The sequence below is a fragment of the Nitrososphaera sp. genome (assembly GCF_036397675.1).
In the GTDB taxonomy this organism is placed as follows: domain Archaea; phylum Thermoproteota; class Nitrososphaeria; order Nitrososphaerales; family Nitrososphaeraceae; genus Nitrososphaera.
In genome coordinates this window covers 1-21,005 of record NZ_DASWIL010000004.1, presented here as the reverse complement: position 1 = coordinate 21,005, position 21,005 = coordinate 1, and the positions used below count along the sequence as shown (strand labels likewise).

The following is a 21,005-nucleotide window of genomic DNA, read 5'->3' as shown; positions in this document are numbered from 1 at the left end:
GATGGCCTTAGATCCGTCATTTCATAGCGAGAATTTCATAATACTGGTTTTCATATATCATTTGATAATGTAGGTCAAGCTCCTTCCTGTGGTCACTCCAATACTTTACGACTTTCACGCCATCCGAATCAGGATCCTTGGAAATGACTATCCACCTGTCATCGTATTTCCAGGGTTCACGAAATGATTGTTTCCAAGTACTGGATTCAATTATGGAATCAAAGTTCCTAAGGGCTATTCCACTGGCAAGCATTATCCTGTGCTCTTGCGCCGAACCTGTGATTATCATTATTGCCCCGTTGCCATCGTAAATTGATGCAAGCTTTTCGCCTGTCAGAACGGCGAAAGGTGTATGCTTGTACGTAAAGCCTCCCGTGGCATCTGCAAGCGTCACGACTGCACTAAAAACCACGGTTACCAGCTGAAATGCAAACAATGCTACAATAAATCCGACTAGGAATATTCTGTTGTTTGCAATTTTTTGCGGTTGTCTTGCAATATACAGCCCCACAAGTAGTATCAATAGTGGTGCCAGAAGGACAACAAACCTTGAGTTGAACCATAATGTCATCTCGCCGATGCCGATCAGCATGGAAATAATCGTGAAGATCGGCGCCGCCGCAAGAAATGCAAGCAGGTGCCTCATGCTGCTCATCCAATCACCTTTGAACCGTCGGTGGAGAAAGTAGCCGATAGCCGCTGCAACCAACAGTATCGGGCCATAAACCATTACTGCAGTTATCCCATAAACGCTCATTACATTATACGGCTGCAAGAAGAGATTCTCGCGGACTGGACGATTGAGGGCTTGAGACGCCGCAGAATAGTATTGCGCATTCGCAAACTCTAACGGGTCGCCGTAATTGATGTCGTTAAAGACAAACCAGAATGCTATTCCAGAAAATGAGATAATCACAATTGCTATAGCGTATAGGACAGTACGATTCTCTGCTATTTCTGTTCTATATTTTCTTCTCCGAAGGACTGCTATCACGACAGATGTGATGAGGAATATCGACAGAATCCATCCCTCATACCTGCAAAGTGTGGCCGCCGAAACAAAGACCGAGCACACAACAAGGTATCGCAGACCGCTCGACCTTCCATCTTTGTATTCTTCAATCCATCTCAGAAGATAGTATGCGGAACCAACGAAGAAAAGCATGAAGGGCGCTTCGGTCATAGCCGTGATTCCCAAGTACAAGAAATTGGGATTAATCGCGTAAAGCAGGGCTCCTAAGAGTGCTATGTATGGTACAAGGCTTGTGTTGACATTTGGTATTCTTGATAGGACTCTTGCTATAATCTTGTAAAGCAGGGCTGAAGTGATGGCCAAACTTGGAAGGCTCACGGCCAGACCCGCAAATCCGGTAAAGAACAATCCATCGATGAATGATGGAAACATCAACAGAAAATGGGGGAGCGGAAGCCATACTGTACCTATCTGATCCCACCCGGGATTCTCCCTCCAGTCGAATAGCTTTCTGCCCGCTATCAAGTGCGAGCCGGCATCGCCATAATACGTCAGTGCATACTTGTCAGCACTGTACATGTAAAATGCAGTAGCAAGCCCGCTACTCGTAATCACTATTAGTAGAATGGCAATATTCTTCCTTTGATGAATATCATGAGAGATAGTATGGAGACCTGCTTCCATTTGATAAGAACGCATAGTAGCTGCCATTTATTAGCCAATTGCATAGACTTGCTATAGAGTTGCCCTCTATGCCCTGTAAAATCTACTTCTCAGAAGCGCAGAATGCGAGGCGAAAAGCGTAAAAACGATTATTAGTTCCATTTGGGCACAATCGCACGTATGCTAAAGGTAGCAGTAATAGGGGCCACCGGCGCCGTGGGCCAGGAGTTCATTGTGGCCCTGAACAAGCACAAGTGGTTCCAGATTACGCAGGTGGCCGCTTCGGAGCGGTCTGCGGGCAAGAAATACATCGACGCCATCCGCGACCCCAGTTCGGGCATCCTGAGGTGGCATAATCGCGAGGAAGTGCCGGAATACGCCCGGGACATGGTCGTGAGCAAGGTCGACGACATCAAGCCCGGGAACTTTGACTTGATATTCACCGCCCTTGAATCAGACGACGCGAAAATCATCGAGCCCAAGTTTGCAAAAACGACGCCTGTCATCAGCACAGCTGCAGCATTCCGTTATGAGGCCGACGTGCCTGTGGTGATACCCGGCATAAACGACTCCCACGCAGAGCTTCTCAACGTACAGAGGAAGAACCGGGGCTGGAAAGGCTTCATCGCGCCGCTTCCAAACTGCACGACGACGGGGCTTGCAATCACGCTAAAACCCATCCTTGACAAATTCGGGATAGAGAAGGTCCTGATGACATCAATGCAGGCGCTCTCTGGCGCGGGCAGGTCGCCCGGAGTTATTGCCCTTGACATCATGGACAACGTCATCCCCTACATACCCAAGGAGGAGGAGAAGGTCCAGGTGGAGGCCAAAAAGATCCTGGGAGCGTTCAGCGGCCGCTCCATCTCGCCGGCAGACTTTAGGGTCAGCTGCACCTGCACGCGCGTCCCGGTGATTGACGGCCACACCGAGACCGTATTTGTCGAGACCGAAAAGCCGGTCGACGCAGAAAGCGTCAAGAAGGAGATGCTGGACTTTTCAAGGAACGTTTCGATAAAGTCGCTTCCGACCGCGCCAAAGGACTACATCATCGTCCACGACGACCCGACGCGGCCGCAGCCAAGGATCGACCGTGAAATCAACGACGGCATGACAACGGTGGTCGGCAGGCTGCGCAAGGACACGGCCTTTGACAACGGCATCAAGTACGTGCTCATGTCGCACAACGAAAAGATGGGATCGGCAAGAGGCGCGGTTCTTCTGGCGGAACTCTTGAAGGGCAAGGCTGTCCTCTAGGCCGCGATGCCGACCGGCATCTTTTCGTGCGGCGATGTAAAATATTGAATTAAAACGGCGTTTGCCATCATATTATACGTTTATTAACACCCCGTCTCTTAAGTTATGCTCGGCCCCGATGGGAAAGATTGACGATCTTGACGTAAAAATATTGAGCGAGCTTGCCAAGGACGCCAGCATTTCAGTCCCGCGGCTCTCCAAGAGGATAAACGTCAACGCTTCGGTGGTCTACAGCAGGATAAAGCGACTTGTCAAGAAGGGCCTGATAAAGAAGTTCACGATAGTGATAAACGACGAAGCCCTGGGCTTTAACGTAAAGGCGCTGACCGGAATCAACATGGACTCGAAGCTGCGCGACAATGTGCTCAACGAGCTTTTCAAGATCCCGGAGGTAAGAGAGGTGTCGGAGGTGACCGGCAGGTTCGACATCCTAGTCACCATGACATCGCGCACTCTTGACGATATGCACCAGCTCATCTCTGAAAAGATAGGCAGGATAGAGGGCGTGCAAAAGACCGAGACCTTTATCGAGATGCGCAAGACAGTCCGCGAGCTTGCCTACCCCGCCTCGATAGCCAAGTAGTTTTCAAGCTATAAATAACATCGACGACCCCTCTACTTCGGATCTCGACCCTTTGGACACAGTACGCCAGGTTTCGGTGGGCAGCAAGATAAAGGACTACTATGAAGTCACCAAGCCCAAGATCTGGTACCTGCTTGTATTCACGGCTTTTGGCGCCGCGCTTACCGCGTCGCTTCTCTTTGAGATACCGATAGAGCCTCTCATGTGGGTGCTCGTCATCGGCGGGGTCGCGGCCGGTTCTGCAGCCGCCGACACTCTGACGGGATACAACGACCGTGACATCGATGCAATAATGGAAAGAACAAAGGGCAGGCCAATACCGTCGGGCAGGATAAAGCCTAAGAACGCTCTTGCCTTTGGCATAATCCTTGCAGGCATCTCGCTTGCGTGCGCCTGGTTCATCAACATCTGGGCGTTTGGTCTTATGGTCTTTGGGCTGTTCGACAACATCATAGTCTACAGCAAGTGGCTCAAGAGGCGCAGCCAGTTGAACATAATCCTGGGCGGCTTTTCCGGCGGCGCGCCGGCTCTAATAGGTTACGTGACAGTAACGACACAGAACATCGAGATAGGCCTTGTAATGGCCGGCCTCGTGTTTTTGTGGATACCGACTCACATCTGGAGCCTTGCCCTGCACGTGAAAAAAGACTATTCAGCCGCAAAGGTGCCGATGCTCCCTGTGGTGTCAAGCGAAAAGTCGTCTGTCCGAGTCATAGCGGGGACGACAGTCATGATGGTCGTGTTCTCAATACTGCCGTTCTTTTTCAACCAGTTCGGGCTCATCTATCTTGTTACGGCAGGCGTGTTTGGTGCGGCGATGCTTGCCATGTCCATCTGGCTTCTTGTAAGGCCGAGCGAGAAGGCGTCGTGGACCTTGTTCAAGTTCTCCAGTCCGTATCTCATGGCGCTGTTCATAGCGTTCATGGTAGACGCCGGCTTCAAATAAGCACCATTCACTGCACTGCATTGTACACCTACTCCGTATATCTGACGCATGCCGGCGTACATGCGATCAGAGTTGGAAAGCATCAAGACGGGAAGCGGCAAAATGGCGTCATCGTCAGTCCTGGCCATAGTCGGCGGAGCATTCATGGTAGCAGGCGGACTGTTTGCATTTGCGCTATTTGGCGCGTGGACCTCGGGTGGGATGCCCGGGTGGGGTCCGATGATGGGAGGCGGCGGGTTGTCGATGATGGGAGGGTACTTTATGGGGGCCGTTTCGGCCATGGCCGCCATTTCTCTGGTGGCAGGTGCAGTGTCAATAGCAGGTGGCCTTGCCATCTACAAGAGCCCCGAAAGCAGCGTCTCGTGGGGCATAGGGATACTCGCGGCGTCGATAGTGGGTCTGTTTGGGATGGGGGGTTTTGTGATAGGGCCGATACTTGGGATTATAGGCGGAGCTCTGGCCCTGGCCAAGAAGTAGGCCTACATCCGGGCAAGCCTTTCACAATCGTACAGCAGCCTTGCAATGACGACGTGAGCCTCAAGGCCAGAATCGTGTATTGAATATGTGCAGCTGAAAAGCTGCGTCGTTTTTTCAGAGAAATGCCCCTTGGGGAATGCTCCGATGACAAAAACGCAGCGGTCTGTATTGTTTTTGGCGACGACCTGCTCAGCGCTTAACTGGACGCCGGAAGATGAAAGCCCGACGACCCTCTCTGCTTCAATGTCATGCACCAACTCTTCGAGCGTGCCGTCATGCATCTCTAACAATTTCTTTCCATCGTCGCTTTTCACTGTACGGTCCCTAAACAGGCTGGCCATGACGCCTTCAAAACGGAAATATGATTTTGGGATACGCAGGCCGCCGGCTACCGTGATGATCTTGTTGCCGTACGTGTGCACGTAAACGTCAAGGTCGCCGCTGGTAAAGAGCGGGGTGGCTAGAGCCTCCATGAGAGCAAAGTGTACGATATCCGGCCTCCCGCGCTTCCAGCTCTCAGGCAGGCCCTTCATCGCGGCGTGGTGGTAACTCCTGTCAAGCAATGTTTCTGATGCTTTGAGCCCAAGCTTGCGTGCGCGGCTTGCGATTGCCGGGTGGTCTGCTATTTGTGCCGGCACCGTTTCAAGGGCGGCCTCTGCGATAACGAGCGTAGTCTTCGTGGCATGCCATTGACGACGGCCTTATATTAACAGAGTTTATCAAGAGGCGACGGCCACCGGCCGTCGTTTGAAGGACCGCAAGACAGAGGCAAAAGAGCTGGCGAGGGAGCGCATCGAGATCTTGGTAGCCTCGGCCCTGCACGAAAAGGACGAGGTGCTGGCCGGCCGGCAGGCGATTCTTGCAAAAAAGATCGCCATGCGTCACAGAGTGAGGCTGCCCTATTCAATAAGGCAGCTGTTCTGCAAAAAGTGCAAGGCATTCATAGTGCCGGGGAGGACTGCCCGGGTGAGGGTCGGACGTTCTAGCGCAAGGGCAGTGAGGGTGACCTGCTCTAGGTGCGGCCACACATACAGGCGCGTGCTGGCAGAATAAGGATTTATAAGGGCTCCGCAATTCCCCGAGTTACATGGCCAAGGTTTACGACATTCCGGCCGACGAGCTTATCGCTAGGCTGGCCAAGCAGCTGAAGGACGACGCAAAGATGCAGCCTCCTGCATGGTCGGCGTTTGTCAAGACAGGCTCGCACGCCGACAAGATCCCCCAGAACAAGGACTGGTGGTTTACAAGATGCGCTTCTCTTTTGAGAAAGATTTACCTCCACGGCCCGCTAGGCATTTCAGACCTCAAGGCGGAATACGGTGGACGCAAGAAGGTGGGCTACAACCTAGCACACCACAGGGACGCGGGCGGCGCCGTCATTAGACACGCGCTGCAGCAGCTTGAAGCAGCCGGCTACATTACCAAGCTGCCGGCAAAAGGCAGGGCAGTGACAAGCGAAGGCACAAAGAGGCTAGACCGGCTAGCAACCGAGATCCACAAGGAGCTCGTCAAGGTAGCGCCGGCCCTCCAGCGCTACGCGTAAAATGTCCGTCCCGCAACCCGGCGACGAGGAGGCGAGAAAGCGCGAGGCAGAAGCTATGCGCCAGCGCGTCCTTCTGTCCCTTCTGGACCCAGAGGCCCGGCAGAGGCTTACGAACATACGACTGGTAAAGCCGGATCTCGCCGCGGCCGTTGAAAACTATTTGATAAGTGCAGCGTCGTCCGGCAGGCTGAACAGACCGCTTTCCGACGCGGAGCTGAAGCAAATCCTGCTGAGCATCCAGCAGCCAAAGCGCGACTTCAAGTTTGACAGGCGCTAAGCGTCAGGCGTTCTTTTCCCACGCGGTATTGAGTTAACTATTTAAGTTGAGTCGGACGCCTTTGCTCCAATGAAGGCAGCAGTATTTCGAGAATACAGCAAGGACCCCACAAAGGTCATCAAGATTGAGGATATAGACGTTCCAAAGATAAAGCCAAACGAAGTTCTGATAAAAGTAGAATCAGCAGCCTACAACTACAACGACCTGTGGGCCATCTGGGGCGAGCCCGTGAAAACCCCGCTTCCGCACATTTCCGGGAGCGACATCGCCGGCACCGTCGTGGAGGTCGGCTCCGAAGTCCTGAAGCTAAAGGTCGGCGACAGGGTCGCTTCACACTCTAACATGTCGTGCAGGGTGTGCGACGCATGCACTTCCGGCAGGGAATACGACTGCAACGACCGCAGCATATGGGGCTTCCAGACGGGCCCACTCTGGGGCGGATTTGCGCAGTACACACACCTTCCAGAAGTCAACGTTGTAAAAATCGCAGACAACGTCTCGTTTGACAACGCGGCGGCAGCCTCGATGGTCGGCATGACCTCGTGGCACATGCTTGTCGGCCGCGCCAAGATAAAACCCGGGCAACTTGTGCTGATAATGGGCGGCGGCTCCGGCGTGGGCTCGATAGGTATCCAGATTTCCAAGCTTTACAACTGCACGGTGATTGCAACTGCAGGCAACAAGGACAAGATGGACAAGTGCCTCGGCCTTGGCGCCGACTATGCGGTCAACCACCGGGAAGCAGACTGGTACAAGAAGGTCCGCGGCATAACAAAAGAGCTCGGCCAGACCGGAGTCGACGTGGTCTTTGAGCACATCGGCAAGTCAACCTTTCCGCAGGAAGTGGGCCTGCTGAAGATTGGCGGGACGCTAGTCGCAACGGGTGCAACCACCGGCTACGACTCTACCATAGACCTCAGGTACCTTTTCTTCAAGGGCACAAACCTCCTCGGCTCGACGCAGGGTACCAAGGCGGAGCTTGAGGACGTGATGTACTGGGTCTCAAAGGGCAAGATAAAGCCGGTCATCGACACGACGCTGCCGTTCTCAGACATGGTCAAGGGCCACATCATGATGGCAGAGGCCCAGCAGTTTGGCAAGATCCTGACGACCCCGCAAAAGCTCTAAGGGAAACGTTTTTCCCCTCTTTTCCTTTCCTTAAGTTGATGTTCCGAAGCCTCCTATTCGTGCCAGGTAACAGCGCGCGCTTTATAGAGAAGGCCCGGACCCTTACCGCCGACGTCGTCTGCCTGGACCTTGAAGATTCCGTCCCTGCAAACGAAAAGGACGCCGCGCGCGCAAGCATTGCCGGCGCGCCTGGCAAGGGGCAGGAATTCCGGAGCCCGGTTTACGTCAGGACGAACTCGTTCGAGTCGGGCCTTGTCCCTGCGGACCTGAGGGCAGTGCTCCAAAAGGGGATCGACGGCGTGGTCATCCCGAAGGTGAACGACGCAGGCGAGGCGGCAGAAATAATTAGGATTATCACAGGCCTTGAGAAAGAGAGGGGCCTTGGTAGGATAGCAGTGATGCCCTCAATAGAGACTGCAAGGGGCGTCGTGAACGCCTACTCGATAGCGGGCGCGGATGAGCGGGTGAACGCACTTGTTTTCGGCGTCTTTGATTTCTTGCACGACATGCGCATGGACTATGACGAGGATGACGCGACAGGATACGCGTACGCTCGCGCGAAAATCCCGGTGGACGCAAGGGCCGCCGGCGTGCACGCAATAGACGCTATCTGGCAAAAGGTGGACGACGCCTACGGGTTAGTCAAAGACGCGACAATTGCCAAGAGCCTCGGGTATTCGGGCAAGAGCATAATCCACCCGGGGCAGATAGAGCCGGTGCACAAAGTGTTTCTGCCCAGCAAGGCCGAAATCGAGTGGGCGAAGAAGGTGGTTGCTGCACTAGGGGAGGCTATGGAGAAGGGGAGTGGCAGGGGCGCCGTGCGGCTTGAGGGCAGGATGATAGATGCCGTGCACTACAAGCAGGCAAAGGCGATACTGAACGCAAGCGAGAGCTAGCGGCCTATTATTTTCTTGAGGAGTAGGATGCCGGCGTAATAGGGCAAGTTGTAGATGGCTGCAAGGGCCGCGACCTGTGGCCCGAAAAACTGGGCCGCAAAGACCATGACAAGCGTGTTATTGACGTAGGTCATCGATATGAGCCCTGCCGTGCGCTCGCCAAATGGCGAGCATGCATATCCCGCGACCGCAAAGGCGGCGTAGGCAAGCGACGACGCGGCAAGCGTCTGGAGCACGAAAAGCTGTTCAGTGAAAAAGTACTCTGAAAGCGTTGCGAACATGCCCATGTTTATGAGCACCACGAAAACCAACGAGAGGACGAACGAGTTCTCGTCGGCAAAGCGCGACGTGGAAGGCGCGTACTTCTTGGTCAGCCAGCCGGCCCCAAGTGGGATAAAAAGCGCAAGCAGCAGTAGGACTACCATGTCCGCAAGCGGCAGATCAAACTCCGAGCCCACTAGCGCGTGGACAAGCGACGGGAGCACGAACGGCACGGCAAGCGACGTCACCGTTATCATACCAACTATGAGCGGCAGCCGGCCGCCGACAATGCTTACGACAAAGGGTGCGCCAAGGCCAGTCGATATCCCGGATAGCAGGAGCACCGGGAGTGCAAACGGCCTGTAGAGAAAATACGCGATAGCGTACATGGCAAGGGGCAGCGCGACCAGCTTTACTACCGCAAGTGCTGCTAGCGGGCCAGGCCTTGAGAACGTCCCTGCAAGGTCCTTGGGGCTGAGCTTGAGCAGGTTGAGGAACAGGAGCGCTCCAAGCCACACGAGCAGGTACGGCCCGACGACCATGCCTGCCTGTGGCAGGAAGATGCCTGCAAGAATGGAGCCGGATATGGCGGATGCAAGGAGCGCGTCCTTACCTTGGCGCAAGCCCTTTCAGCTGCTGTATCTTTTCGCGCACAAGGTCAAAGCCTTGCTGCCAGAACTCTTTCCCCGATATGTCGAAGCCGGCCTCCATCAGCAGTTCTTCCGGCTTACGGGAGCCTCCGGCGGCAAGGATGCCGAAGTACTTTGGCACGAACGACTTGCCTTCCAGCTTGTATTGCCTGTACAGCGATAGTACGAGCAGGTTGCCAAACGAATACGCGTAGCAATAAAACGGCGTGTGGTAAAAGTGCGGTATGTAGACCCACTCCCACTGGAACTCGTCGGCGACTTGGATGGAATCACCAAACTGCTCCGACAAGTTGTCAGAGTATATCCGCGACACTTGATCAATGGTCACGTCCTGCTCGCCTATGGCCTTGTGCGCCTCTATCTCAAAGAGCGTGAAATAAGCCTGCCTCATTATAGTGGCGTACATGTCGTCTATCTGCTCTGCGAGCAAGAGCCGGCGCTCTCCGGCCGGCAGGGCCTCCATCAGCCGCTCGTTTAGCAGCATCTCTGCAAACACGGAGGCAGTCTCTGCAAGCGGCAGCGGCGCGTGCGAAACGGTAAGGGGCAGGTCCCGCGCAAGCATGGTGTGAATCGCGTGGCCAAACTCGTGGGCAAGCGTTGACACGTCACGGGTCCGGCCGTCAAAGTTCAGGAGGACGTAGGGCGTTATCTTGGGGCTGACCGTGTGGCAGAACGCCCCGCCCATCTTGGCCTTCCTTATTTCCGAGTCGACATGACGTTCCTCGAACACCCGTCCGGCGAGCCGGCGCACCTCCGGGTTGAAGCTGCCAAATGTGTCAAGCACGGTCGAGACGGCCTTGCCGTAAGCGAACTTTTTGCCAGACCTCTTTCTTGACAATGGAGCGTAGAGGTCGTAGCGGCGCAGTTTCTTTGTTCCAAGCATTTTTGCCTTTTCCCTGAAATATTCCTGAAATGCAGAGCTGTTCTTGCGGCAAGCTGCAAGCAGGGCCTCGACCGTGCCGTCGTCGAGGTTGTTGCCCACGTTCCTTATTGATATCGGGCTCTTGTAGCCGCGCATAGATATCCCCTCGTCGCGCCACTCGACCACTATGTTCTGGTAGATCTCGCCCAGGACGCCTGAGTTTTTCTTGTAGACTGAAAACAATGATTTGTAGGCGGCCTCGCGCTCGGCTGGGTCCGAGCTCCTTACTAACGAGACCAGCTTTTCCTTGTTGTGAAATTTCTTGACGACCACTTTTTTGCCGCGCCTTAGTTTCATCTCGAATTCAAAGGCTGAGGCCATCTTGTCATATATTTTCACTAACGCGCCGGTGCCCGTGACTTCAAGTGTGTTTATGACTTTTTCCTCCGACTCGGACAGCGAATGCTTTGCCAGGAGCCGCTTGTGCCGCAGGTATTCGTGGTAGACCGGCGAAACGCCGTCTATTAATCTTGATGCGTTTGCGTCGTCGACCTGCTTTTTGAACCAGAGGTCGAAAAAGAGCAGTCTGTTTGCCACGTCGGCCGACATCTTGTCCATTCTAGTCACAAGCGCCGAGGCCTCGTTTGACGCCGTGTTGGCATAATAACGCAGGTGCGCAAAGCCTGCCGCCACGCTGAGTTTTTCATAAATGTCTTCAATCTCATGGATCATGCCCTCAAATTCTGTAGCGGGCATATCCGGGCGCAAGGCTTGCCTCTTGACCTCACACGCCTTTACGCGGCTTTCGATCGACGAGAGGAACTGCTTGAACTCGTTGCTCGTAGGATCCTTGACGAGGCCGGAAAGGTCCCAGGAGCCAACCTTGAGGGCGGCGTAATTCACCGCGATAGAGCCGCGCCGGTCAAATATGTATCTTGCATCAGTTCTGCTGGGAAGGGGGGGCGCGCGTTTCAAGTGGAACAAACGTGCGCGGTCGCTTCTTTTTTGGGGCAGTAAGATGGCAACTAGATGCGGATAGCGGGTCTACATAGTTTAAATGAATTAACGAAGCCTATAGAAAAAATTGCCAGCTGGCTTAAATAACTGAAATGCCATATTACAGTTGCTCGCATAGCGAGTTTCAGCATGGACGAACGGAGCAGGCGAGCAATATGCACGCACCGGGCGCATTTGGCTCGCGACTGTGTGCATGATAATGCCTGCGCTCCCGTGCTGTTTCAACTTACAGACCCGACAAATATAGAATGCGAGGTCTCGGCGAACTGCTCGCCGTCTTTCTCAAACATCGCGTACAGCGTGTAGACGCCGGGCTCCTTGATAGCCTGCGAAATGTCAAACCTCACGTCAACCATGCCCTCGCTCTCCCAGCTCCGCGCCTCTATCACGACGTGATCCGCTGTCTGCTGATAATGAAAGCCGGCAGGCAGCGGCTGAAACACAGAGGCTGCAAGCTGGCCTGAGTCATAGGCAAGCATGTTTTTGTTCTCCTCGTACGTGGCCACCGTGGGCAGGGGGTCATAGTAAATTACGATGTGCTCTAGTTCAGAGCCGCTGGGCATGGGCCCTGCTATGCTGACTTTTGTACCATCGATCTCCACCTGCAGGCCGTAGTCGTTTTCAAAGTTCTGGACAAGCGCCAAATAATAGTCGTCGTAGACTATGCCTATGCTTACATGCGTGTGACTGGGGTCGAGTATATTCTCCCTGTGGCCGTCGTTGCAGCATTCCTTGTCGTTGTACATCATCTCGTGCTGCAGCTCGTCGATGGCAGCCAGCGGGTCGATCCTTTCGCAGAGCAGGAAAGATGACACGCACCTGTCGTACTCGGCCTGGCTGAAACCGGATATGGCCACGTTCTGTTGCACGCTCCCGGAGCCTCCGAGCCGGCTGTACGTCATGTAGGGCTTTTCGCCGTTTGACAGCCAGTGGGATATCTGCTTGTTTGCGTAGACGTCCTCCGCGTGGACCTGCGCCGCCTGGTTTGCGCTCAACTGCACCGGCGGCAGGCCAAAAGTGGCTCTGTCGCCATTGACTGCCGCAAGGGCGCGCTCGACCAGCCCCTCCTGCGGAACTGTCGTCGGCCCGACTTCCTGCGGCTGCAATATTGTTATCGCCATCTGGAGCGGGTTTGCTTGGTTGAGTGTCACTATCTCGGGAAGCAGAATCAGAATTGCCAGCACGGCAGTACCTATCCCAACCACTGCCGCTACCTTGACGCCCCTCCCCTGCTTTACAGCCAAATAGCTGTTTGGCGCGTTGCACTTGGGGCACGCAGCAAGGTGGGCTTCGTAGGTTTCGCCGCATATGCAGTAGATGCGCTCGTCGGCCATGCGATCACCTTTGGTGGCTCCCGATCTGCGTATAATGTTTTACGCAGGATCGCTCTACACACATATTAGATGCCATAAGAAAGGCTGTACTGATGCGGTACCGCGTCATCGTGCGGTTTGGGGGAAGCGGCGTCAGTGTGGAAGGCGACGAGATCGAGGTAGGGATAAAGTCAGAGCCGGAGCGCGGAAAGGCCAACAGGGAGCTCGTGAAAAAACTGGCGGAGCACTTTGGCGTGCCGGCGCAAAACGTGAGGATCGTTTCAGGGCACACGTCGAGAAAAAAACTGGTTGACATATCTGTATGATAGAAGAGCTTCGAAAAGAGCTGCGCACACTTAGCGACCCAAACAAGGCCCGGGTGCTTCAAGGCTTTTTCAAGACCGGCCCCGGCCAGTACGGGCAAGGCGACATTTTCCTTGGCATCACTGTACCTCAGTCACGCGAAGTTGCAAAAAAGCACGCGGGCGCAGGCATGGACGAGGTCAGGGAGCTTCTCTATTCAAAGATACACGAGGAGCGGCTCGTCGCGCTCTTGATCCTAGTCGACAAATTCAAGCTCGATCCCGAGAACGTTGCCAGATTCTACCTCGACAACTTAGGGAAGGTGAACAACTGGGATCTGGTCGATCTCACTGCGCCTAAGATACTGGGGCCGTTCTTGGAAAAAGGCGACAGGTCTCTTTTGTACAGGCTTGCAAAGTCACGGGTGCTGTGGGAGCGGCGCGCTGCCATGCTTGCAACGTTTCATTTCATACACAACTGTGACTTTCGCGATGCACTGAAAATCTCTAAAATTCTCCTGTGCGACGAGCACGACCTGATGCACAAGGCTGTAGGGTGGATGCTCCGGGAAATAGGCAAGCGCGACGCAAAAACCGAAGAGACGTTCTTGCGAAAGTACTACAAAAAGATGCCCCGCACGATGCTCCGCTATGCAATAGAAAAGTTCCCGGAGCGCAAGAGGCGCGCCTATCTTGAAGGGAAGGTCTGATAGAACGACAATTCGATAGTCGATTGTTTTACAAAAACCTGCGGGGCGAATACTTGTTGTAGATTTCCGCGTTTATCCGTCGGATCAGCTTTTTCTTTGACCCGTCTGCCTTTTTGTTGCCACCGTAATCCTTCGCCTCCAAAAGGGTGCGGAGCACGTCAAGCTCGGCAACGCTGAGAGCCTTGAGGCCCTTGTCTGAAACAATCTCCAACAGCCTCCGGAGCTCGTCGCTTTCTTCGCTCAACTCCGGCATTATTTCAACAGGGCGCTATTTATCATGTCGCCTTACTTGCTTACGACGCAAAAGTCCTAAATGGGGGTCTTTTGCTTTGCGTCTTTTTTCCTGAAATAGTATTCTGTCGTGGCCCAAGCGGCGTCGTCTGACATTGAGGAGATCCTGCTGGTGTCAACCGCGGACGGCAATGCTTTTATCGACGCCCTAAACCTGAGCAACGATGCGGCAATATTGGAATGCTCCTCGATAGCCGTTGCTGGCGACAGCATCTTTGTAGTGTGGGAAGACCGGGCTGTAGGCAACAACGAGAAATTCTTTGCAAAAGGCAAGACGGGATAATGGACTGGCATCACCTTGGCGAAAAGTGGGGTCAGTGGGTCGCGTACCCAAACGGGTATACATCCATGCACATTGGTCCATGCAGCGCTCAATCTACGCTTAATGCCAATCGACGCTTGGTTATTCCCCAACAAGTATTTTTGCCTGATCCATTGATGGTGGCGAGGTCAAGCCCTCCTTCCTATTGTGCTTTCAAGTTGTCAAATGAGTGAGTGCCTAAGCAAAACCAGATTCTAGAATAATTTTATGGAAGCGCATAACCTAAATAATATCGATGTCGTATATACTCTCATGTCCCGAACTTACGCCGAGACCAGTGTGCACGAACAAAGCTATCTTGTTGGCGAGCTTGAATCTCTGGGCTTTTCGTCAGTAAGGCTAAACGAGCTCAATGATAACTCAGAACTTCGGAGCCTAGTCGAGAGGGTAAAAGAGAACTTTCTAGAAGAGTACCGAGAGTCCTGATACCGCCAAGGTGTAGACATCTAGCTACACGTTCGGAAAACCCACAATGCCAACTTAGGTGCAATATTCGATAAGCACGTGAGGTCTGAATTTGTTGACCAGGATGTCGAGTCTACAATCAAAACATTGGTCGAGGAACCGTATGTCCACAACGTTGCTACGCTTAGAGGTGGAAGAGGCAAAAGAGATGTTGGCTCTGGGGAGAACACCGCAAAGACACTGGGAAATAGTCGGGTTATCGCTAGCGATAGTTGGCCGCTTGAATCTATAGCCACACTTTCGTCAGCTTATCCGCTTCTTCAACTATCTCAAACAGGAAAATACACCGCGGACTTTATCTCTTTTCCGACAAGCCTAGATTTCGATGAGATCATCTACTGGTGAGACCATGATTACTACTCGGCCCGCCTTTCCTGCAAGTTCTCCTTTAATCGCATCTATCACGTCGTCTAGGCGTCCACCATCTACTACGGTAGCTACAAGTTTCCTTGTGGTATACGCAAGCTCGGTGGTACCCATCCCCCTGCCCGAAGTAACTCTTTCCTTTTCTTTTCCTGCGCCTTTCACGTCATATATTGTTGCTTCAAGCTTTAATCCCCTGAGAGCTGCAATCACTCCATCCACTCTCTCCGGCCTTAGATTCACTGCTATTCTTTTCATCAAGATTTTCGACCTCGTGCTGGCCTATTCCCTTTTACTTCAGAGGGTATAGTTGATTCTAGATTGCCCATTGTAGAGGTTGGTGAGTAGTTATAGAAAAGGATTGTTTTTCTGTTCTCATAAGTAGATTACCGGGTGGTGCCAATGTTCTCGTTGACTCCCGACACATTCAAAGCTAACAGTACCTTAATCCTTACCTTCCAAATTCAAAGTTGGCGTTGTCCTTAAGTGGAACGCGATAAAAGGACAATTGATTGTGGTATATGGCAGAGGAGACAATTTGCAGATGCCTTTTACAGTAAGAATTCAAGAAATTGTTAATAGACTATGAGTAGTTCCTGAATCAAATATCTTTCGTAGTGAACGGCAATAGAAAGCATGAAGCCTGCATTTACACTCTATTGGTGTTGTGCGTGAATAGCGATGGCGGGACGATCCCCAAGTCATCACCATAACGCTGCTCAGAACTTTTCCTTCTTGTATTGAGTGATCAGGGTAGTCAATGATTTCGCCGTCTCGCTTAGCAGGATGGTGGATGGTTCGGCAGTGACGTCGTAGCCAGAAGCACCTTCGTAATTGTTATTTCTTATATTCGTCAACGTTCTTCGGTGCTGGAGAAGGACCCTTGCCGACTTGCGGTTGTCGATCCTTTACAAATAGCTGGCTGTATCTTTCAATCAAATTCATATATCCATCCATCACATCATGGCAGTCCCTGCAAATCATGACTTTCTCCTTGATTTCCTTAACATAATGCTCAGTAAGCAGCTGGTCTGTCTTGCAACAAAGGCATAACCCAAGTCCGCCCATCTACACTAGGATAGGACAAATAGGTATAAAACAAGAGGTAAGTGCAAGGTCCCGACATCTCGTTTGTTTATATAGAAAGATTGATGCATTCAGCATATCGTTGATTTCTTTCCCAGTCTGCTTGTCAAGCGATCCTTTGGCCTGACCTTGATACAGTCTTTTTCTAGCCGTAGAATGAGGTGGCAGTCTCGTTTCCTGCAGTAGTTCTCTTTAATCCACCGCTACCCAACATTTGCTGAAACTTCAACTGGAGCGCTACAAGTGCATCGATGATCCGATATAGATTATCAAAGAACACTTGCTTGGTCATACTTTCTCCGTAGATCGTTCTTTCTACAGTAATTCCCTGCAAAATGTTCTCTTGGATCCGGAAGCTAAACTGGACCCCTATCTGGATCATTAACAGCGCTATTTCATGTGAAAAAGCTGCCTGTTCAAGCTCGGGGAATGAGATTATCAGCTGCTGTGTTTCACGAGGAATACTTAGATTGGCTGCAAGAATTATCCTATCAGAGCTATCTTTTGGCTGGCGGATGGATACTGTCATCTTGTTTGGATGAGTGAAGATGGAATCTGAAAAAGCAGCAGGATTGGTCTGCACGACGACTGATCCCCCGTTTGATCTTATCCACTGTTCATAGGCCTGCTGATACCTTGCCTTCTCGTCGCTAGAAGCCAATACATTTGTTCTTTGAGCTGACCATAATAAATAGTTCAACTCACATGACGAGCCTGAGGAGATAATATTTGGCACTGATATACTTGGCATTGTTTGGTGTTAGCGATGAAACGTACGTTGATGCCGCATTTTCGAATGCTTTGGTGTGGTGGGCTGCCAAAGTCTGTGTCAGCTCGTATGCTCTACGGTGCAAGGTTGGAGAAGTTGTTCGCAGCCGCAAGGAACTTGATAAAAGCACTTCCCAAACTTCGACGTTCGATCGGATCCATGTCTTCTATTTGCCTGTCTGTCATGTGAAAGCACCTTCTTAAAGTAGCTGCTACCATCTTGTCTGTGTCTTCAAAGTATTCTCTCGTCGATTTGGCGTTGAGAGCGTTCAGCTTTCTATCCCTCTCTTCAGCCATTTTCATGATCGTTTTAATCTCGTCGAGTGTTAGCACATTATACATTCTGTATTCTTTGCCATCATGATGGAATATTAGGTGCTCCATCCTCAAGGGTGTGTTATTTTGTTTGCATATTAGCTTTCACTTGCGGTACTTATCTTAGAGAGGCCTTGACTAGACTCCCCGGATAGCTGGCCCTTGCTCTTGTCTCGTAATGCAACATGACGCGTCAAGTTACCGGTCCCTCCTGTCTTATCAGATCTTTGGATCGTGTCCCGAATCGAGATGCTGACCGTTCTTCAAGCTACGATATTTTTTCATAATCCTCTTCCTTGCTTCATTCGTTTCTCTTGTGTCAAGCACAACCTTAACGACGCTTTCGTTTTCAAAGTACACTAGGATTCTTGAGCCGGCCTTTAACTCCGATACCATTGCTTTTGGAACATCGAACTTTCTGCTGTCATCATCAGAATAGACTACAGCAAAATCACCTTCGAACCGATCTAAACTAGCCTTAATGATTTCCATTTCGTGTTCCTGCTGGTCATTATGATTATCGAGACCAAGGCAATACTGGCAATCAAGACTACAGTATTGAACTCTGGTACAACTACTGTTTTGTTGCTACCCTGCGTCTCCAGCGTATATTCATTCGTGCCAGATGTTGTCAATATGATGGAGCCATCAATGTCTGTGCGGAAAAGGTGGTCCACTCCACTAGACTCTATCCGTTCAAGTGCTTCTTGATGAGGATGACCGTAAGGATTGCCAGCCCCTGCATATACAATCGTCACTTCTGGAGAAGCCGCGTTGAGATAAGCGAGCGAATTTGAGCCTCTACTTCCATGATGCGATGCCAGGAGAACATCGACATCAATCTCCTCGGCAGACAGCCGGGATTCAGTCTCCTGCTCTATATCTCCGGGAAATATAACAGTAAATTCGCCATAGGTCATCTTGATGACCACTGAATTATTGTTAAAGTTCTCCTCGTTATGTGCGCCTTCTGGCAAGGACGTTGGCGGGTTCAGCACTACCAAACTGACGTATGGGTCAATGTTTATGGTATCGCCCTCGTGTACTGATGTCAAGGGTATCTGATGTGAGTCGATCGCATCCAGAAAATCCTCAAAGGTTGTTGTCGTGTGAATCTGCCCGGAGTCTATGACCTTACCGACTTCGATATTGCTCATGACGCCTATCAATCCGCCCATATGGTCGGCATGTGGATGGGTAGCCACCACGACATCTATCTTCGGCACTCCGTGCTCTTGAAGCGTCGCAAGTACCGTTTGGAACTGGTTAGGTTCCCCGCCGTCAATCAACATGGCTCTGCCGTTAGGAAGGATTATCAACGTGGAATCTCCTTGTCCCACATTGATGAATACTATTTTCAGCTCTTGATTTGCATATTGATCCTCGACGACACTTGTTACAGTTACAGGTTCCTGCGCAATATTTCTAACCCTGACTGTGACAATATCTTGCGAAAATGCACCGTCCGAGTCCGTAACTCTCAATGTGAAGCTAAGCGAAGTATCCGGGCTAACCATTGGTGCAATAAAAGACGTGGTAGCAGCATTTGAGGCAGAGATCTGGACTGACGGGCCCGAAGCTTGGATCCAAGAATAGGATAAGGCATCAGAATCAGGATCGTAGCTGGCTGATCCATCTAGGAAGGCGGTTGTTCCTTCGTCTACGGCCGTGTCCGGCCCCGCGTTTGCAACGGGCGGGCTGTTGGGTTTTGGTTGGAGAACGCTCACACCATTTGACGCCTCTGGAGTGCTAGAACGAAACGCCCATTCATAGCTGCCATTGGGATATCTCTGCCATGAATGGGAGTCATTCTCATTATCGTAAAATGGCCCTACGAGATCGACTTGGATTCCATTAGAGTTAGCCAGGATTATCACCTCGCCCGAGTTGTCAAGCCATTGCGACGCTCTTGCTATCAAAAGGTATTCACCAGCTGGAATGACTGTGCCGGCCCCGACTAGGAGGGTAGCAATGCTGCCAGCGGTCGAGCTTAATATCCATCCCCCTATGTTTATCGCATTGATGGTGGGATTGTACAGCTCTACCCACTCTGAAACGCTGCTCAAATTATCGTTACCTGGCGGATTTAGTTCGACTTCATTAATCAGGATAGAGTCAATCTGAGCATAAGAGCTTTGAGAACTAGCAGGGAGAAGTAGAATGAGAGCCGTTAATAGCGAAAGGGTTCGCTTCATTTCTTTTTGATACGGTATCCATCTAATATGCCCTTTGGCAAGATGAAGTCGGTAACAAGAGGAATCAATCCTAAACTCACGGCGATTCTGGTTAGTTAGAACACAATATTTCAATGATGATTGACTATTCAAACGACTCTGACGAGAAAAATCAATCCTACATTGCCTCAGATTCCCCTCCAGCTCCATTTAGGGATTTTGTAAACTTTATCGCAGACCAGTTCGAGGTGAAACATCCCGGTACAGTGCCATTGATTCTTGCAAGAGCAGCAGTTGGATCGGATTTGATAAAGATGCTTACAAGAAATATTAAGGCGTCAAATGGAAAAATAAGGAGAATCACGATTTCCACTTTCCTTCGTACCAGGTCGGAATTCCAAACGTGGTATCTGAATTCAGTTCAACATAGACGGATAGAGGGCCATGTTAGTAAAGGAGATCGATGTTATTACCGCTTAACTCTGGATACTGGGTTATTGTGCCTTGCCAAAGTCCCATGCAGAGAAGAACTTGGGCGTGATTTCAATCACTACTTCTACGCCATTTCTGGCATTTTCCATAAGCATCTTGGCTAGCGGGTGCTCAAGGGTGCCAAGGTACTTCAAGTTCATCTTTTCCATGATTGAAACATTCTTTTGTATGTCTTCAGAGATGATTGCCTCTCCCCTTCCCTTTGCTCCCTTGGGAGGAGAGTTCTCGTCGTCGATTGAGAAATAGATCTTGTCAGGATTTCTACGTATGTTTTGAACCTTCTTGGTAGTTTTTTGTGTTCCGGTGTATACCTTGCCAGAATCCTTGTCATAATAAAACCAAACGGGCTGAATATTCGGATAGCCCGCATCGTCAATGGTAGCCAACTGCATGTTAAGCCTGGCCTGGAGAAATCCATTAACTTCAGCTTCGGTGACAGGTTTGGGCATGCCAGGAATGGCCTGAATTAGATGCATTGCCATATGTACCTGGTAATAGAGGCGTCTTTTGATATAAGCGTTGAGAGTATACGTGCTACTTTGCTATCCAAAGGTTCTTCATACACTGAAAAAAGCATATTGCGGTCTTGCAGATTGATGCAATTGACGGTGGGCCCAGAGAGGTACGGGAAAATTTTGGGACAAAACGGGGGCCAGCGGTTTGCGTGCCTCTAGCGGTTCTAAAAGTAGACCCTACTGAAGTGAAGCTGCTCAAAGCTAGTAAGGGTTAATTGTTGTACTTACCCAGATGGGTAACACTTTCAGTTACCGACATAGGTAACACTTTTTCAGCCGATTCCGGTTCCTGACCGGCGTATTTAACGATTGCAACCACCTCTCCTGTGGAGTCAATCCGCGTATGCCGCCGTGCT

25 protein-coding genes are annotated in these 21,005 nt (G+C 51.5%); 13 read left to right on the top strand and 12 right to left on the bottom strand.

Translation table 11 applies throughout. From position 1 onward, the window contains the following. Positions 1–16: 16 nt before the first annotated feature. Entirely contained in the window at positions 17–1,657 is a 1,641-nt protein-coding gene (locus tag VGA14_RS00385; protein WP_331001756.1) for a glycosyltransferase family 39 protein, read from the bottom strand. A 159-nt stretch (positions 1,658–1,816) separates the two neighbouring features. Here VGA14_RS00385 and asd point away from each other — a divergent pair, with 159 nt between their 5' ends. From asd to VGA14_RS00365, 4 genes are all read left to right on the top strand, one after another. Beyond that, the gene (gene asd / locus VGA14_RS00380; protein WP_331001755.1) at positions 1,817–2,893 is read left to right on the top strand and encodes an aspartate-semialdehyde dehydrogenase; all 1,077 of its coding nucleotides are present in this window, start codon (positions 1,817–1,819) and stop codon (positions 2,891–2,893) included. A 118-nt stretch (positions 2,894–3,011) separates the two neighbouring features. After that, a complete protein-coding gene (locus VGA14_RS00375; RefSeq protein WP_331001754.1) occupies positions 3,012–3,476 on the top strand; it encodes an Lrp/AsnC family transcriptional regulator in 465 nt (154 codons plus the stop codon). A gap of 52 nt (positions 3,477–3,528) precedes the next feature. Further along, positions 3,529–4,422 (top strand): heme o synthase, encoded by an 894-nt coding sequence (locus VGA14_RS00370; protein WP_331001753.1) that lies wholly within the window; start codon positions 3,529–3,531, stop codon positions 4,420–4,422. A gap of 102 nt (positions 4,423–4,524) precedes the next feature. After that, complete coding sequence (locus VGA14_RS00365; protein ID WP_331001752.1) at positions 4,525–4,899, top strand: hypothetical protein; 375 nt, start codon at positions 4,525–4,527, stop codon at positions 4,897–4,899. A 2-nt stretch (positions 4,900–4,901) separates the two neighbouring features. Here the strand turns inward: VGA14_RS00365 and VGA14_RS00360 are convergent, their stop codons facing one another. Next, positions 4,902–5,561 (bottom strand): ribosome biogenesis protein, encoded by a 660-nt coding sequence (locus VGA14_RS00360; protein ID WP_331001768.1) that lies wholly within the window; start codon positions 5,559–5,561, stop codon positions 4,902–4,904. A gap of 85 nt (positions 5,562–5,646) precedes the next feature. Between VGA14_RS00360 and VGA14_RS00355 the strand changes: the two genes are divergently transcribed. From VGA14_RS00355 to VGA14_RS00335, 5 genes are all read left to right on the top strand, one after another. Then, the gene (locus VGA14_RS00355) at positions 5,647–5,952 is read left to right on the top strand and encodes an RNase P subunit (protein WP_331001751.1); all 306 of its coding nucleotides are present in this window, start codon (positions 5,647–5,649) and stop codon (positions 5,950–5,952) included. A 34-nt stretch (positions 5,953–5,986) separates the two neighbouring features. Continuing rightward, the gene (locus VGA14_RS00350) at positions 5,987–6,442 is read left to right on the top strand and encodes a 30S ribosomal protein S19e (RefSeq protein ID WP_331001750.1); all 456 of its coding nucleotides are present in this window, start codon (positions 5,987–5,989) and stop codon (positions 6,440–6,442) included. Position 6,443: 1 nt separating this feature from the next. Beyond that, entirely contained in the window at positions 6,444–6,719 is a 276-nt protein-coding gene (locus VGA14_RS00345) for a DNA-binding protein (protein ID WP_331001749.1), read from the top strand. A 69-nt stretch (positions 6,720–6,788) separates the two neighbouring features. Then, positions 6,789–7,847, top strand: a complete 1,059-nt coding sequence (locus VGA14_RS00340) for a zinc-binding dehydrogenase (protein WP_331001748.1) — start codon at positions 6,789–6,791, stop codon at positions 7,845–7,847. 38 nt (positions 7,848–7,885) lie between these two features. After that, positions 7,886–8,743 (top strand): CoA ester lyase, encoded by an 858-nt coding sequence (locus VGA14_RS00335; protein ID WP_331001747.1) that lies wholly within the window; start codon positions 7,886–7,888, stop codon positions 8,741–8,743. Here the strand turns inward: VGA14_RS00335 and VGA14_RS00330 are convergent. From VGA14_RS00330 to VGA14_RS00320, 3 genes are all read right to left on the bottom strand, one after another. Next, positions 8,740–9,627 (bottom strand): arsenic resistance protein, encoded by an 888-nt coding sequence (locus VGA14_RS00330; RefSeq protein ID WP_331001746.1) that lies wholly within the window; start codon positions 9,625–9,627, stop codon positions 8,740–8,742. The genes VGA14_RS00335 and VGA14_RS00330 overlap by 4 nt on opposite strands. Continuing rightward, on the bottom strand, positions 9,614–11,419 hold the full coding sequence (locus VGA14_RS00325; protein WP_331001745.1) for a M3 family oligoendopeptidase: 1,806 nt from the start codon (positions 11,417–11,419) through the stop codon (positions 9,614–9,616). The genes VGA14_RS00330 and VGA14_RS00325 overlap by 14 nt, the downstream gene beginning before the upstream one ends. A gap of 335 nt (positions 11,420–11,754) precedes the next feature. Next, the gene (locus tag VGA14_RS00320; RefSeq protein WP_331001744.1) at positions 11,755–12,867 is read right to left on the bottom strand and encodes a CAP domain-containing protein; all 1,113 of its coding nucleotides are present in this window, start codon (positions 12,865–12,867) and stop codon (positions 11,755–11,757) included. 92 nt (positions 12,868–12,959) lie between these two features. On the opposite strand from VGA14_RS00320, the gene VGA14_RS00315 reads away from it, so the two are divergent. Together VGA14_RS00315 and VGA14_RS00310 are read left to right on the top strand one after the other, a co-directional pair. Continuing rightward, positions 12,960–13,172, top strand: coding sequence for a DUF167 domain-containing protein (locus VGA14_RS00315; protein ID WP_331001743.1), 213 nt, complete (start codon positions 12,960–12,962; stop codon positions 13,170–13,172). Next, a complete protein-coding gene (locus VGA14_RS00310; RefSeq protein ID WP_331001742.1) occupies positions 13,169–13,858 on the top strand; it encodes a DNA alkylation repair protein in 690 nt (229 codons plus the stop codon). The genes VGA14_RS00315 and VGA14_RS00310 overlap by 4 nt, the downstream gene beginning before the upstream one ends. 28 nt (positions 13,859–13,886) lie before the next feature. On the opposite strand, the gene VGA14_RS00305 is transcribed toward VGA14_RS00310, so the two are convergent. Continuing rightward, complete coding sequence (locus VGA14_RS00305; protein WP_331001741.1) at positions 13,887–14,102, bottom strand: hypothetical protein; 216 nt, start codon at positions 14,100–14,102, stop codon at positions 13,887–13,889. A gap of 117 nt (positions 14,103–14,219) precedes the next feature. Between VGA14_RS00305 and VGA14_RS00300 the strand changes: the two genes are divergently transcribed. Further along, entirely contained in the window at positions 14,220–14,432 is a 213-nt protein-coding gene (locus VGA14_RS00300; protein WP_331001740.1) for a hypothetical protein, read from the top strand. Positions 14,433–14,723: 291 nt separating this feature from the next. Then, positions 14,724–14,897 carry a hypothetical protein gene (locus VGA14_RS00295; protein WP_331001739.1) on the top strand — a complete coding sequence of 58 codons (174 nt, stop codon included), beginning with the start codon at positions 14,724–14,726 and terminating at the stop codon, positions 14,895–14,897. Positions 14,898–15,251: 354 nt separating this feature from the next. Here VGA14_RS00295 and VGA14_RS00290 read toward each other — a convergent pair whose 3' ends face one another. The 6 genes from VGA14_RS00290 to VGA14_RS00265 form a co-directional block, all read right to left on the bottom strand. Further along, complete coding sequence (locus VGA14_RS00290; RefSeq protein ID WP_331001738.1) at positions 15,252–15,557, bottom strand: P-II family nitrogen regulator; 306 nt, start codon at positions 15,555–15,557, stop codon at positions 15,252–15,254. Between the two features lie 973 nt (positions 15,558–16,530). Then, positions 16,531–17,046 (bottom strand): DUF2299 family protein, encoded by a 516-nt coding sequence (locus tag VGA14_RS00285; protein ID WP_331001737.1) that lies wholly within the window; start codon positions 17,044–17,046, stop codon positions 16,531–16,533. A gap of 182 nt (positions 17,047–17,228) precedes the next feature. After that, a complete protein-coding gene (locus VGA14_RS00280) occupies positions 17,229–17,537 on the bottom strand; it encodes a hypothetical protein (RefSeq protein WP_331001736.1) in 309 nt (102 codons plus the stop codon). A 150-nt stretch (positions 17,538–17,687) separates the two neighbouring features. Then, positions 17,688–17,960, bottom strand: coding sequence for a DUF3006 domain-containing protein (locus VGA14_RS00275; RefSeq protein ID WP_331001735.1), 273 nt, complete (start codon positions 17,958–17,960; stop codon positions 17,688–17,690). Then, on the bottom strand, positions 17,936–19,663 hold the full coding sequence (locus VGA14_RS00270; protein ID WP_331001734.1) for a PKD domain-containing protein: 1,728 nt from the start codon (positions 19,661–19,663) through the stop codon (positions 17,936–17,938). The genes VGA14_RS00275 and VGA14_RS00270 overlap by 25 nt, the downstream gene beginning before the upstream one ends. A gap of 473 nt (positions 19,664–20,136) precedes the next feature. Then, entirely contained in the window at positions 20,137–20,616 is a 480-nt protein-coding gene (locus VGA14_RS00265; protein ID WP_331001733.1) for a pyridoxamine 5'-phosphate oxidase family protein, read from the bottom strand. Positions 20,617–21,005: the final 389 nt, after the last annotated feature.